Source organism: Pedobacter steynii, assembly GCF_900103665.1.
Taxonomy (GTDB): domain Bacteria; phylum Bacteroidota; class Bacteroidia; order Sphingobacteriales; family Sphingobacteriaceae; genus Pedobacter; species Pedobacter steynii.
This window is the reverse complement of sequence record NZ_FNGY01000016.1, coordinates 84,458-97,650: the sequence shown is the minus strand read 5'-3', so window position 1 is coordinate 97,650 and position 13,193 is coordinate 84,458. Positions and strand designations below refer to the sequence as shown.

Below are 13,193 nucleotides of genomic sequence, written 5' to 3'. Positions count from 1 at the left end.
ACCTCAAATTATGGATTACGACATCAGGCTTGCAGATAGGTTAAGAGCTTACCTTGCTGAAATACCAGAACTGGAAATTGAAGAAAAGAAAATGTTTAACGTTTTAAATTTTATGGTCAATGGGAAGACCTGCGTTTGTGTAAGCGGCGAAAATCTAATGTGTCGTTTCGACCCAAAATTGCAGGAAGAAATTGCAGAAAGACATGGTTATCAAACGATGTTAATGAAAGGAAAAGAATATAAAGGTTATTGCTACATCAATCCGGAAGGGATTAAAGCAAAAAATGACTTTGAATACTTTGTAAACCTATGCCTTGAATTCAATAAAACAGCAAAATCTTCAAAGAAATAAAAGACTAAACAAAACGCAATGATCAGTCCTAAGCTTTTACTTCATTAACAAGAACTCGTCCGGATTCAAAAGCATCTGCGTTTGCAAATGTAATTTCTGCGATTTGCTGCATCGCTTCCCTGGTGAAAAATCCCTGGTGGGAGGTGATCAGCACATTCGGGAAAGAAATCAGTCTTGATATCAAATCGTCCTGTATAATGTCTCCTGAAAGATCCTGGAAGAAAAGCTTCGATTCCTGTTCATAGACATCGAGTCCAAGATAACCAAGCTGAGCTGATTTTAAGGCTTCGATTACGTCTTGTGTATGAATGAGTCCTCCGCGACTGGTGTTGATCAGCATTGCGCCCTTTTTAAAAAGCTTAAGCGTATCGGCGTTGATCATGTGGTGCGTCTCTTCAGTCAGCGGGCAATGCAAGGAGACTACTTCTGCATCTTTAAGCGCCTCTTCCATAGTGCCATAAGCTAAGCCTTCCTCAATAAGCGCTGCATCTGGATATGGGTCATAGGCAACCACCATACACCCGAATCCTTTTAATATTCGGTAAAAAGCCTTTCCTATATTACCGGTTCCGATTAGCGCCACTTTACATTTGTGCAGGTTAAACCCGATCAAGCCTTCAAGAGAGAAATTGCCTTCCCTGATTCGGTTGTAAGCCTTATGTGTTTTACGGTTAAGCGTGAGGATCATTGCCATGGCATGCTCAGCCACCGCTTCCGGAGAATACGCAGGGACCCTGAGGACCTTAATTCCCAGCTCAGCAGCAGTTGCTATATCTACATTGTTAAATCCCGCACATCTTAACAGAATAAGTCTTATCCCATTCGCTTTCAATGCCTGCAGGACTTCCCGGTCTGCGCTGTCATTTACAAACAGGCATAAGGCCTGGAAGCCTTTAGTAAGAGCTACATTCTGTAGATTGAGTGCAGATTCAAAAAAAGTTAACTCATGATCAGTATTGTATTCCTGGAGGAAATCACGATCATATTTACAGGTACTGAAGACAGCAATTTTCATAGGTGAAGGTTTTGTGTAAGGTAGGCTATTTTATAAAATAAGACAACCATTTTACGAAGCTGCCGGAACGTTTACCGGTTTTTCTAATGGGTTTATTCGTTTCAAGATCATGGACAATATCGTTGCATAGACCACATAGGCTACAAAAATATAATAGCCTGGTTGCAATGAGGTATTATTTTGTGTGACCGTAGAAAGCAATTCTTCCTGTATATTTAACCCCGAGAGCTGACTTTGGAGGATCCCGTTTAAGCCGATATAAGTCATCGCAATGCCGACAACCATTACATCAGCCATATCCCATTTCCCTAAATCCAACGCTAAAAACCGGATCAGTTTATTTTCTGCGTATTTATCCCGGCCCCAGATCAGAATGCCCTTGCCGATCATCCGGAGTACAGGCAGAACGATAACAAAGAGCAGGATGAGGATGCCCACCAGTACTGCATCGGGTTTAGGCTGTTCTACCAGTGATTTCACCACCCCGCTTATACTTTTGCTTTGAAAAAATAACACCTGATTGGTAAACGCTAATTTTTCGCTGAGCAACGTAAAGTTTAAGGACTGAATGCGCGCATCAACTTCTATGATCGTAGCGGTGACTCCTACAAATAAGAGGACGAAGGCAAACAGAAGAGAAAGGATGTATAGCGTGGTGTGAAGGCGCACATGTTTTCTAAGGAAGAACCAGAGGCAGAGGGCCAGCAGCACACAGCCAATCATCGCATAGGTGTAATTCCGCGTAAGTTTCTGTATGATGGCTAGCTGAGTATTGACGGTTTTGTCAAAAGCATGACTGGTTGATACCCCGTATTTTTTATAAATGTGCCTGTTTACGGTGACGCTGGCCGGCTCGGTGTTGTCGAAGGTTTCCTTCTCCAGCTGGTCAACTTTGCTGCTGATGATGTTTTTGAGCCTTTTCTTGCTTGCAGGCTTATTGATTCTGGCAACGATGGTCGCGGCGAAAGCGGGTACCTCGGCCTGGATTTCTTCCTGGTCAACCATAGCATTGAAGGCGAGTTTTTTGAGCTTGCCGCCGATACTCTTCTGCGGTTTATTGAACTCATTTACAGCTTTGCCAAGCAGACTGTTTAATTGTTGCTCCACCTTTTTCTGGAGTTCTTTTTTCTGCAGGGTGGTCATGTTAAACTCATTGACTTTTCCCTCCACCACAGCGGCCATTTTCTCCCGCCACTGGTCTACAGATAAGATGCCGAAGGTGATGTTATTGGCCACACTGTAATCTGACTTGATTTCTTCCTGCCGACTGGAAAGCGTAGATACCCGGTATCCAAACCAGGCCTCTCCGCAAAGCAGCAGACTCAGGCCAACCAGGAGCAGAATGTTGGGAAGGACTGTTTTTTTAGTGGCTTTCATGGGGAGAAATGAATTTTAGGATGGTAGATAAAATAAGGCCGTATAATACAAAGCTGATGAAGATGATGAATCCTGGCTGGAGCGCAGTATTGTTGGTGGTCATGACATTCAGATCATCACTTTTTATGTTCAGGCTCTTCAGCTGACTGTCTAACAGGCCATTTAAACCGATATATACCATTAATATTGCGATAACGATGACATCAGCCATGCTCCATTTACCCGATTGAAAGGCAAAATACCTGATGATCCTGTTCCTGGCAATGTTCTTTTTACTCCGGAGGTGGATGCCGGTAGCGCTGAGCTTCATAATAGGGAAGAGGATACTGAAGATCAATATCAGAACTCCCACCAGGACCGCGTCTATAGCGGGCTGGCCAATCAATACGCTGACCACGTCCAGAATGCTCTTGCTCTGAAAGAACAATACCTGGTTCTCAAAGACGACATGTTCGCCCAGCAGCACAAAATCGAGGGCTTTGATGCGTGCGTCGACTTCTATCATGGAGGCCGTTAAGCCTATAAAAAGCAAAATGAAGGCGAACATCAATGACATGATGAAAAGAGGGGCATGTAAGTCAACCCGTTTTCTTAATATCCACCATAACGACAACACGATCGCAATACAAGCCAGCATCGCGAAGGAGTAATTGTAAGTCGAAGTCCTGATCTGCGACAAAGAGGAATTGAGTTTATTGTTTAATTCTTCATTAGAGGATGCGCCATGTTTTTTATAGATTTTCTCTGTTGCCGCCTTTGTTGCAGCCACTGCACTGTCCAGGTATTCGGCACGTTCCAGTGCATCAAACTTGGACATTACCATTTTGCTGAGCTGCCTTTTATTAGTGGGATTATAAACCTTGGCGATGATTTTTTTTGCGAAGGAGGGCGCCTGTTTCCGGAAGTCATCGGTATTTACGAAAGTTTTAACCAGGAATTTCCTTATTTTTCCGTCGATGGTCTTTTTAGGCTTGTTGATCTTCGCTTCCGCCTTATCAATCAGGGCGATGATGACTTGCTCGACTTCCTTCTGAAGGTCTTTCTTTTGTTTTGGGCTAAGTGTGAAATCACGGATCTGCCGGGCTGCAATCGCCGAGACTTTGTCGCGCCATTGCTCCACAGAGAACAGTCCTGAGCTAATGTTGTTGATATTGGCGTAATCTTCCTTGATCTCTTCCTGCTGTTCTGAAAGCTGGTGTAACTGGTAACCAAAATACCCTTCAGCAGCCAATAAAATTGCAAGACCGAAAATCAGCAGGAGTTTTGAAAGGCGCATTTTTTTGCTGGAAGTCGTCGTTTTATGCATCGGCAGTCTAAATGAGCTATGGAATAGCTAATGGTTAATTCAGTTTGTTCAACAACAACGAAATGATAATTGTTTTAAATGCATATTAAAGAAATTAACAAAATTAAAGATGCTTTGGTTAATCGCATGGCTGATAGAGCGCCTATCGTATTTACCTGGCTGGTTTAAAAGGAATGTGTCTGATGGTTTTATTTTTGGTAAATTAATGTGTGTTTATTGGTATTTATTTCTTGTAGAAAATATTTTTTTAGTTTAATGATGATTGATGTGTGTGTAGTTTACCTTGTTCATGATTGTATCTGATTGGTAATTAGTGTGATGTGTCATTTTATGATATAGGATTTCTTATAATAAGATGCTATATTGTAAATAAATTATACATTATATGAAAACATAGCCCATTAAAACACAAAATCATGAGCAATGAAAATTTTAACACTCTCGAACTGCTTCGCGATAAGTTCAGATATCCATTCCCGACATTAAAGAACCCTCATGCTGATCAGTTACAGGAGGTCACTGAAAATCAATGGATCGATGGGGAATATCTCTGGCTTTATGAGCAGAATCCCGATCTCCGCGAAAAGTACAAAAAAACCAAGACGGCACATATCGCGGCCCAATGGTTCCCAACTGCCTCACCTGAACGGTTCAAGCCCATTTGCAGACTGATGCTATGGACCCTCTACAACGATGATCTTTATGAAGAAAGTGAACCTGAAGATATCGGATATGTACATGCCCAATCAATTGCCATACTCAGTGGCGAGATCAGTGCTGCAGATTCAGGAATACCCTTAGGTGCTATGCTGGCCACATTGAGACAGGAGCTGTTGCAGTTTATTCCCCAGGAGTCAGTTTCCCGGTTTACACAAATGATCAGCAAATATTTTATAGGGTTAGAAACTGAATTAAAATACAAGAAAAACAAAGCCTATCCCAGTGTAAGTGAATGTATTGCCTTACGTGAAAATTCAATTTGCCTTTATCCTTTCCTGCAGCTTACAGAATTGGAGACAGGAATCGTTCTTCCGAAGGAGATCCATGAGCATCCGGTGATCATCCGTTTACAAGCGCTGGCCTGTCACCTGGTTACTTTTTTCAATGAAGTACAATCTGTACTGAAAGATGAGGCTACCGACAGTGTTTATTACAATATTGTAAAAGTGATTCAACATGAGCATCAGATGTCCCTGAAAGAGGCCTGTCTTGAAGATTTACGTCTTCATAATGAAGACCTGAAAGAATTTACAACCTTACAGGCTTCTTTGCCTGACTTCGGTATATGGCAGGATGCTGTTGTGAACTGGGTGCATTATATGAGTATGGTACTTAGCGGCTGGAAAAATATTTCAACCAAGCTTGATCGCTATAATAAAACAGAATTTCCAAGTGCCCTGGAATTAAAAGAAAGGTTGAGCCAAAGCCAGCCTCAATAAAAAGAGTAGCTAACTTAAAATCTTAATCAACAATATTAATATCAAAAAAAATTATGCAACGGAAATTAAATATGTCGCGTCTTAAGTATCCCTGGCCTCATGTCGCTCCGGCTCATCCCTACTATTTTACCGAAGAAGAAAAGCAGTGGCTGGTTGAAGATTATAAACCTTTTATGAGCGAAGCATCAGAAAAAATCAAAGGACACAATTTGGCTAATGGTGCATCCTGGATGTCTCCTACAACTACTAATGTTGACCATCTTCGGCCAATTGCCCGTTTCTTTATATGGCTTACTTTGTATGATGATTATTATGAGCGTTGGCCGGTAGATAAAGTAGCGATAGAAAGAGATCGTATCATTGGAGTGATGTTGGGAGATGCGCCTAAGCCAACCGATATTGGTCTGTACTGGCAGATTGCAAAATGTAGAGACGAATTCCTGACTTATATGCCTTCTGAATGGATGGGGCGACTTGCCCAGAATTTATACCGCTACACAACTTATGGTATAATGGAAGAAGCTCCTTATCGTCTCGAGGGCCGCTATCCGAGTTTGTTACGATTGCAGTTTCTGAGAGAATATACTATTGCGATGTATGTTTATGGAGATATGATTGAGGCCGGTACCAACTTTATGCTGCCAAAGATTATTATAGAGCATCCTGTCATCATGCGACTGAGAACCTTATTGTGTAGGATTATGTCTATCCAGAATGATTGGTACACATTGGAAAAAGAGATGGCTGACGACCAGTTTGAAGTGTGTAACCATATCATGGTATTGATGCATCAGGATAAAATATCCCTGGAGGAAGCTATGCAGGAAACTGAGCGTATTCATGACTCGTATGTAGAAGAAATGGATGCTATACAAAAGGATTTACCTGATTTTGGTATTTATCAAAAGGAAACAGAAAACTATGTATACCACATATTACTAAACATAACCGGATTGGATGACTGGTATAATGGGGATACTGTTCGGTATATCCCTTCTGAATTCCCGATACATATTTATCCGGGTGCAGGGGCATGATATTGCGGAATGTGTTTGAAAAAGAATCAGATGGAAGGTAGGTTTCATTAATTTAAGACATCTTTTAAATAACTAGTGATCGATTCTAAAACATATAATGAAAAGAGTTGCTGCAAAGGTTAGTATTCCTTGCTGCTTTTTGTATTAATTGAAGAGTGCGCTCAAAAGAGTAGGTGACTATATTTTGTAGGCAAAGTATTGTATATATCCCGTAAAAGCAAAAAGCCTGCAATCAATTGATTTGCAGGCTTTCTAAACGCTCTGTTGCTATTTCTGGTGATCCCGCTGGGATTCGAACCCAGGACCACTACATTAAAAGTGTAATGCTCTACCAGCTGAGCTACGGAATCATTTATGTTCCCTTGTTTCGGGAGTGCAAAGGTAGAAAATTTATATTAAGTTGCTAATAAATTATAAAAAAAAATAGATTAAATTTCTTTGATTTCCCGCATCCTCAAAATTTATCACTGAATTGCCTTAATAATCAGTCTTTTCCAGAAAACTTAATCAGGCGGAAATATTCTTCCAAAAAAGAACAAATTGCCTTTTTGGAAGAATAAATGTTTGATCAGGGCTGGAGGAGATGTCAGGCTTTTACTCGATTGCCGGGAAAGCCAATTAAAAGATGACTGTTGAAATAATTTAGTTCAGATAATGTCATTAGTCTGAAAAACACAAAGAGGGCTCTATGTTTCTTTAAATGAGTTTCGAATACGCCTAAAAGAATTTTTATGAGATATACGCTGATATTGATCCTGCTTTTTGTCCTTCAGAAAGGTGATGCATAACAAGGACAGTAGAAAATAACGGTTCCGAAGTACGGATAGATTTAAAATCTTCTTGCCATGATGAAAATTACTGATGGAAAATGCAATACAATTTTGGCTCGAATTCTCGGGGAAGACTATGGCTTTTTAATGAATTTTAAGCCACCTTTATCGACAAATAAGTTTGATTGAGCCAAATTTAAGCCGCATAGCAAAACTGAAATTAGTATTAAACTTATACATTATATTTTTGTACTTAACTATTTGTATATTAATTGATTTAAATTGCAGTATTGGTGAATTGGAATGTTTATTCCATGGGTTTGCAGGCTAAATGTCTGCAAATTCCCAGGCACTTTGGTAGGCGTTATGCGTTTCTGCATAGCTAATGAAATCACTGTAAAAAGGCAGTCTGGAAAGTGTGGCGCTATCACCGATTACAACCAGTTTCTTTCTTGCTCTGGTCATGGCTACATTCATCCTGCGGGTGTCAGACAGAAAGCCAATCGTCCCTTCATTATTACTCCGGGTCATGCTGATATAAACCAGGTCCCGTTCCTGTCCCTGGAAACTGTCAATGGTATTTACCGAAATTTTGTCTCCATAAGACTGAAGCAAAGGCGAATGCTGCAGGAGTTCTTTCATCAGGAAGATCTGCTGTTTATAAGGCGAGATCACCGCAATGCTGGGGAATTCATCAGCCGTATAATGCGCGCTCAGTTGCTCCACCATTTGTGTCAGGTGCTTGAACAGGAACACCGCTTCTTCCGGATTGGTGGTACTTGTTCCTTCTGATTTTTCCTCAAATCCACAGCCTGCGGTATCCACAAAAGCGAGGGGTGTATCATCTGCAAATAGGCGGTGATTGGCTACGGACTGATGTGCTTTCAGTTTGTTCTCATAAAAGACCTTTGAAGAGTAACCCATAATGGTTTCGTGCATCCTATATTGCTCTTCAAGTAATATAACTGATTCAGGGTGAGCTGTTGTTGATTTTTCAAGTAATGTAGTGCTTAAGCCGTTTTTTGCCGCCTCATTGGATTTGATGGTTGGGGAAAGCTGACAATGATCACCGGCAAATATTACTTTTTTAGCTTTCAGGATCGGGATCCAGCAAGCGGGTTCAAGGGCTTGTCCGGCTTCATCAATCACCACAGTATGAAATTTAAGGCCTCTGATGGTATAATGGTTTGCGCCAACCAGGGTTGCGGTAACTACCTGAGCTTTTCTCAACAGATCATCAATGATGTATTGTTCTGTGTTGCCTACTTCCTTCATGATCTTATGGGCTTCATCAAAAAGGGCTTTGCGTTGTTCTTTTTCTGCCCTTCCAAAGTTCCGCTTATACTTATGGGCCATGTTTTTGAATTCATTGGCCTGCTTCTTAAATGCACGTGCCTGCTTCATACTCGGATGTTCAGACATTTTTCCATCAAGGGTGAGGGAGAGCAATTTCTCCGATACTCTGGCAGGATTTCCTACCCGAAGTACATTTAAGCCCTGTTCATCGAGTTTTTCAGTTAAGAGGTCGACAGCCGTATTACTTGGCGCAACCACCAGGATTTGATGGTGATCCTGCTTGATCAATGCTTTGATGGCCTGCACCAGGGTGGTCGTTTTTCCGGTTCCCGGAGGGCCGTGAACGATGGCCAGTTCCTGTGCAGAAAGGATTTTATCTACCGCCTGCTGTTGTACTTCGTTTAACGAGGGGATGGCATAATGAGGGGGCTGATTAGAAAAGGTCGGGCTGCTGATGCCGGTCAGGATTTTGACCAGGCGCTGATCCTCAGTGTTTTCTGCCGAAATGGCTGCCTGTTTCAAGGCTGTCTGCATCTCATCGTAACTGTTGTTGTCAAACAATACATCGATTCCCAGCTTACCATCACGTGTCCAGTCTGGCAGCTCATCTGTTTTTAAAGTGATTTTAAGCTTGTTGCCGCTTTGGTGGGTGATGGTTCCTTCTACACGGTCTTTGGCATCGTGGTTAGAGAACAACACCGCTGAAGCGCCAAAACGAAGCTGATGGGAGAGTTCCTGGTGGGTAGTACGCTCTATTTCTACAGTTAAATAGTCGCCACGGCTCATCTCGGAACCCCTGATGGCGATTGGATACCAGGACAGTCCATTGGCCCGTCGCTCTGCGACAGAAGACGATTCAGTTAATTTTAGGTAAGACCTCAAGTCTTCTTCGCGCTCTATTTTTAGTAAGTCAAGGAGCTTTTTGAAATATTCCAACAGGTATCTGGGTTAAACTAGTTTTTTGTCCATTATAAAATCCTCCATCAGGAAGCCATCTCCGATATCGATGTTTTCTTCTCCAACTTTTTCAAAGCCTATGTTTTTATAGAAATCAAAAGCAGCATTGTCCCGGTTCACATTTAAGGATAAAATGGTATCCTGATTTTTCCTGGCAATGTCTGTAATGGTGTTCATCAATAATTTACCTACACCTTTACCCTGGGCTTCAGGAAGGATGTAGATTTTATGGATTTTTGTTTTCGATAAGCCTTTGTAATTTAGTTCATAAGAGGCGTAACCTAAATGTTTTGTTTCGTCTTTAACAAGGAGATACTGATGTTTTTTTTGCGTGGTCTGCTCCGTTAAAGCGGCAGTGCTATACATCATTTCGACCATGTAACTGATCTGTTCTTTTGATAAAATGGCACCGAAAGTATCCGGCCATGTGATGTATGCGATCTCTTGAATGATAGGGAAATCGCTGGAAGTTGCATTGTAAATATGAAGCATTGGTGATTGTTAGGGTGTTAAATGTATTTAGAAAGAATTATTTTTTCAACTATTCCGCTAAAAATGATAGAAGAATAGCATTAAATTTTCTGATCAGGGAGATCAGAGAACAGGGATTCCAGCGTTTTACTGACTGCAGGTTTGCTGATGTCGTCCAGGGTATACCTGTCCAGATAAAGGTATAGCGCTTCCAGTCCGCCATCAAGGATGTTTTTCAGACCACAGTCGCCGGCAAGAATACAAAGCGGGTTCTGGCAATCGATCAGGTCTTCATCCTGTTCCAGCAGGCGGACCAGTTTTCCGATCTTGTAAGTTTCAGGAGCAGCGAAGAGCCGTAAGCCACCGCCTCTGCCTCTTTGTGCGTCTATAATCTGTTGATTAGAAAGAAACTGAACCACCTTAACGAGATGGTTTCTTGATATCCCAAACCGGTCGGCCAGCTCTGTAATGGTCGTAGCGGGAAGGTGTTCCGGCTTGCGGCTCATATACATCAGGATCCTCAATCCGTAATCTGTAAATTGGTTCAGTTTCATTGATATGATGTTAATTCATTTGAATCGTTTGCGGACCAAACTCTTCAAAAAACAATTTTTTGCGATCTACTCCTAAAGCAGAAAGGTCAGCAATCGTTTTTTCTATAAAGGGTTTAGGACCGCAAAGATAATAATCTGCTTCCGGTATCAGGAGCATTTCGCTGATTTCCGCAACATCCATTCTTCCGGAACGGGTGTGCTGATCTTCGTTTTGAACATTTTCATAGAATACGATATGTTCAAACCAATCGTGTGCTGCCTCCCAGTTTTTGACCTGGTCGCGAAAAGCATGTACACTTTCAGACCTGCAGGCATGTGCCCATCTCACCTGACGTTGCTGATCTGCGCTGCTCAGGAAGTCCATAATGGATACAAATGGAGTCTGGCCTACACCGCCACTCAAAAGCACGAGAGGCGAGCTTATATTGGTGTTCAGAACGAAATCACCGGCAGGAGTACTGGCTTCCAGTACATCGCCTTCCTGCAGTACATCGTGCAGGTAATTGGATACCGTGCCATCTTCTTTGTCGGCAGTCCCGGCTTCTTTCTTCACAGAAATGCGGTAATAGTGCCCGTCAGGGGCGGAGGAGATGCTGTACTGTCTTGGCTGATAAATGTCTAATGCGGGAATGAAGACCTTAACGCTCAGATACTGACCGGGTTGATGCATCGCAACCTCCAGTCCATCTTCCGGGCGCAGGTAAAAGGAAGTAATCTCGTCCGATTCGGGTATTTTTTGATCAATGATGAACTTTCTCCAGCCGTTCCAGGCACCCTTAACTGCCGCTTTTTGCAGGTATATCGATTTTTCGAGATTGATCATGAGGTCTGCCAGTTGTCCGTAGGCTTTCGCCCAGGCGCCGATCAGCTCGTCTGTTGCCGCTGCTCCGAGTACTTCTGCTATGGAGGCGAGAAGGTGTTTGCCGACAATATCGTATTGATCTGCGCTGATTTGCAGACTGGTATGTTTATCGCCTATTCTTTGAAGAACGGGGAGGAGTACAGATGGGTTTTCAATGTGTTCGGCATAAGCGAGAACCGCAAGGGCCAACGCGGTTTGCTGACTGCCATTTTTTTGGTTTCCCATGTTAAAAACATGTTTAAGCTCGGGGTTATGACTGAACATTCTTTTGTAGAAATGTTGGGTTAACAACACTCCGTGTTCTCTTAAAATGGGTACTGTGGCTTTAATTAAGCCAATTTCTGATGTGCTAAGCATAGTGTGTTTTTAAAGTTGCATCAAAAATACAACTTTAAAAATGAAGCCCTAATTATAACCCGGTTTTCTCCCAAAATTACATTTCTCAGATAATTAGGATGGGAGGGGATAGCTTGTCGCGATTACCCCCTGTTATTGTCTTGTACTGCCTCTTTTGCTGAATATATATGGAATAAATTTGACTCGCAGAATTAACTGGATATCTTTAGTTAGTACTTGAAACCTTTTAACACGTAACCACTAAAAAAAACAAAACATGGCAGCAATTAATCCTTATTTAAATTTTGAAGGAAAGACGGAAGAAGCATTTAATTTTTACAAATCTGTTTTCGGGGGAGAATTTCAGGTGATTCAACGGTTTAAAGATATGCCCGACGGAGACAAGATGTCTGCCGAAGATGGAAATAAAATCATGCACGTTTCTTTGCCGATTGGAGATGGAAATGTATTGATGGGAACTGATACATTAGAGTCAATGGGGCAAAAACTAAACATGGGCAATAATTTCTCCATCTCCGTGGATACGGATAGCGAAGCGGAGTCTGATCAGATTTTCAATGCACTTGTTGCAGGTGGTGAAGTGGTGATGCCGCTTGAAAAAACTTTTTGGGGCGCCTATTTTGGAATGCTGACCGACAGATTTGGCATCCAGTGGTTGGTAAACTTTGACTATGGTAAAGAGAAATAGCTATAGAATGCAGTAGTCAGTAATGACAATTGTTACGAAAAAATGGGGAGTTGACAGCGGTCGGCTCCCCATTTTTTTTATCGTCCTGCAGCACCTTTTTCCCTTACAAATCTATGCGCCATAACAGGTAGGGGGCAGTCTAGGGAAATACCTGGAAATGACTCGATTTATCGTCGATGCTTACCCGCCTTTAACAGGCTTTCAAGCGGGTCTGCACCGAGTATAGAGCGTGTATAAAGCGTGGTCAGAACCTGTATAGCTGCAAGCAGGTATTTCGATGTTCCGAAGCTGTGTCCTATTCGTCCTGCTCTGGCCATACCTACACTGAAATAAGTTTACAAGTAGAATTTTTTGCTTTTTTTTGGTAAATCACAGGGCCGTGATTACGCGTCAATTTTGGGCTGTGATTTTTAGCCGGTCTGGTCTGGGCCAGAAATATTTTGTCCGTATAAATGTCTCTTGATAAAGACATTTATACGGAATTTAATAAGATGTTAGAATTCTTTAAAAAGCACGTTGAAGGTTAATCGTCGTAATAGTCCTCATTATCCTCATCATCGTCCATTTCTCTCCAGGGTTCTTCAATGTCCTGGTCAAATTCATCGTCATCATACTTCCTTTGTTTTTCATCCCCTTCCTCCCTTGGATCAGGATAATTTAAGTGGCTTGTTTTCATATCGTTTTGCAAATGAGTTACTTAAAGGTAAGCAGT

At 41.9% G+C, this 13,193-nt stretch carries 12 protein-coding genes and 1 tRNA gene; 4 read left to right on the top strand and 9 right to left on the bottom strand.

Annotation, left to right across the window (positions count from 1 at the left end):
- Positions 1–10 precede the first annotated feature (10 nt).
- Complete coding sequence (locus BLQ87_RS30935) at positions 11–352, top strand: TfoX/Sxy family protein (RefSeq protein WP_074612772.1); 342 nt, start codon at positions 11–13, stop codon at positions 350–352.
- 28 nt (positions 353–380) lie between these two features.
- Here BLQ87_RS30935 and BLQ87_RS30930 read toward each other — a convergent pair whose 3' ends face one another.
- Genes BLQ87_RS30930 through BLQ87_RS30920 form a run of 3 tightly spaced genes read right to left on the bottom strand, consistent with a single transcriptional unit; the run spans position 381 to position 4,020 of the window.
- Entirely contained in the window at positions 381–1,367 is a 987-nt protein-coding gene (locus tag BLQ87_RS30930) for a 2-hydroxyacid dehydrogenase (RefSeq protein ID WP_074612771.1), read from the bottom strand.
- Positions 1,368–1,418: 51 nt separating this feature from the next.
- On the bottom strand, positions 1,419–2,744 hold the full coding sequence (locus BLQ87_RS30925; protein ID WP_074612770.1) for a paraquat-inducible protein A: 1,326 nt from the start codon (positions 2,742–2,744) through the stop codon (positions 1,419–1,421).
- Positions 2,731–4,020 (bottom strand): paraquat-inducible protein A, encoded by a 1,290-nt coding sequence (locus BLQ87_RS30920; RefSeq protein WP_245723967.1) that lies wholly within the window; start codon positions 4,018–4,020, stop codon positions 2,731–2,733. The genes BLQ87_RS30925 and BLQ87_RS30920 overlap by 14 nt, the downstream gene beginning before the upstream one ends.
- A 446-nt stretch (positions 4,021–4,466) precedes the next feature.
- Here BLQ87_RS30920 and BLQ87_RS30915 point away from each other — a divergent pair, with 446 nt between their 5' ends.
- Both BLQ87_RS30915 and BLQ87_RS30910 read left to right on the top strand, forming a co-directional pair.
- Positions 4,467–5,489: a terpene synthase family protein gene (locus tag BLQ87_RS30915; protein WP_074612768.1), complete on the top strand. Its 1,023-nt coding sequence runs from the start codon at positions 4,467–4,469 to the stop codon at positions 5,487–5,489.
- A 71-nt stretch (positions 5,490–5,560) separates the two neighbouring features.
- Positions 5,561–6,526 (top strand): terpene synthase family protein, encoded by a 966-nt coding sequence (locus tag BLQ87_RS30910; RefSeq protein ID WP_143010603.1) that lies wholly within the window; start codon positions 5,561–5,563, stop codon positions 6,524–6,526.
- A 274-nt stretch (positions 6,527–6,800) separates the two neighbouring features.
- On the opposite strand, the gene BLQ87_RS30905 is transcribed toward BLQ87_RS30910, so the two are convergent.
- From BLQ87_RS30905 to hmpA, 5 genes are all read right to left on the bottom strand, one after another.
- Positions 6,801–6,876, bottom strand: a tRNA-Lys gene (locus BLQ87_RS30905).
- A gap of 747 nt (positions 6,877–7,623) precedes the next feature.
- Entirely contained in the window at positions 7,624–9,528 is a 1,905-nt protein-coding gene (locus tag BLQ87_RS30900; RefSeq protein WP_074612766.1) for an AAA domain-containing protein, read from the bottom strand.
- Positions 9,529–9,540: 12 nt separating this feature from the next.
- Entirely contained in the window at positions 9,541–10,041 is a 501-nt protein-coding gene (locus tag BLQ87_RS30895) for a GNAT family N-acetyltransferase (RefSeq protein WP_074612765.1), read from the bottom strand.
- A gap of 80 nt (positions 10,042–10,121) precedes the next feature.
- Positions 10,122–10,574 (bottom strand): RrF2 family transcriptional regulator, encoded by a 453-nt coding sequence (locus BLQ87_RS30890; RefSeq protein WP_074612764.1) that lies wholly within the window; start codon positions 10,572–10,574, stop codon positions 10,122–10,124.
- 10 nt (positions 10,575–10,584) lie between these two features.
- Positions 10,585–11,793 carry an NO-inducible flavohemoprotein gene (hmpA, locus tag BLQ87_RS30885; RefSeq protein WP_074612763.1) on the bottom strand — a complete coding sequence of 403 codons (1,209 nt, stop codon included), beginning with the start codon at positions 11,791–11,793 and terminating at the stop codon, positions 10,585–10,587.
- A 256-nt stretch (positions 11,794–12,049) separates the two neighbouring features.
- Between hmpA and BLQ87_RS30880 the strand changes: the two genes are divergently transcribed.
- Entirely contained in the window at positions 12,050–12,481 is a 432-nt protein-coding gene (locus BLQ87_RS30880) for a VOC family protein (RefSeq protein WP_074612762.1), read from the top strand.
- A gap of 523 nt (positions 12,482–13,004) precedes the next feature.
- Here BLQ87_RS30880 and BLQ87_RS33930 read toward each other — a convergent pair.
- Positions 13,005–13,157, bottom strand: coding sequence for a hypothetical protein (locus BLQ87_RS33930; protein WP_172665003.1), 153 nt, complete (start codon positions 13,155–13,157; stop codon positions 13,005–13,007).
- Positions 13,158–13,193: the final 36 nt, after the last annotated feature.

Bases quoted from the DNA above. Each gene is read 5' to 3' on its own strand.
- BLQ87_RS30935 (WP_074612772.1), top strand. From the start codon at position 11: ATGGATTACGACATCAGGCTTGCAGATAGGTTAAGAGCTTACCTTGCT.
- BLQ87_RS30930 (WP_074612771.1), bottom strand. From the start codon at position 1,367: ATGAAAATTGCTGTCTTCAGTACCTGTAAATATGATCGTGATTTCCTC.
- BLQ87_RS30925 (WP_074612770.1), bottom strand. From the start codon at position 2,744: ATGAAAGCCACTAAAAAAACAGTCCTTCCCAACATTCTGCTCCTGGTT.
- BLQ87_RS30920 (WP_245723967.1), bottom strand. From the start codon at position 4,020: ATGCGCCTTTCAAAACTCCTGCTGATTTTCGGTCTTGCAATTTTATTG.
- BLQ87_RS30915 (WP_074612768.1), top strand. From the start codon at position 4,467: ATGAGCAATGAAAATTTTAACACTCTCGAACTGCTTCGCGATAAGTTC.
- BLQ87_RS30910 (WP_143010603.1), top strand. From the start codon at position 5,561: ATGTCGCGTCTTAAGTATCCCTGGCCTCATGTCGCTCCGGCTCATCCC.
- BLQ87_RS30895 (WP_074612765.1), bottom strand. From the start codon at position 10,041: ATGCTTCATATTTACAATGCAACTTCCAGCGATTTCCCTATCATTCAA.
- BLQ87_RS30890 (WP_074612764.1), bottom strand. From the start codon at position 10,574: ATGAAACTGAACCAATTTACAGATTACGGATTGAGGATCCTGATGTAT.
- hmpA (WP_074612763.1), bottom strand. From the start codon at position 11,793: ATGCTTAGCACATCAGAAATTGGCTTAATTAAAGCCACAGTACCCATT.
- BLQ87_RS30880 (WP_074612762.1), top strand. From the start codon at position 12,050: ATGGCAGCAATTAATCCTTATTTAAATTTTGAAGGAAAGACGGAAGAA.
- BLQ87_RS33930 (WP_172665003.1), bottom strand. From the start codon at position 13,157: ATGAAAACAAGCCACTTAAATTATCCTGATCCAAGGGAGGAAGGGGAT.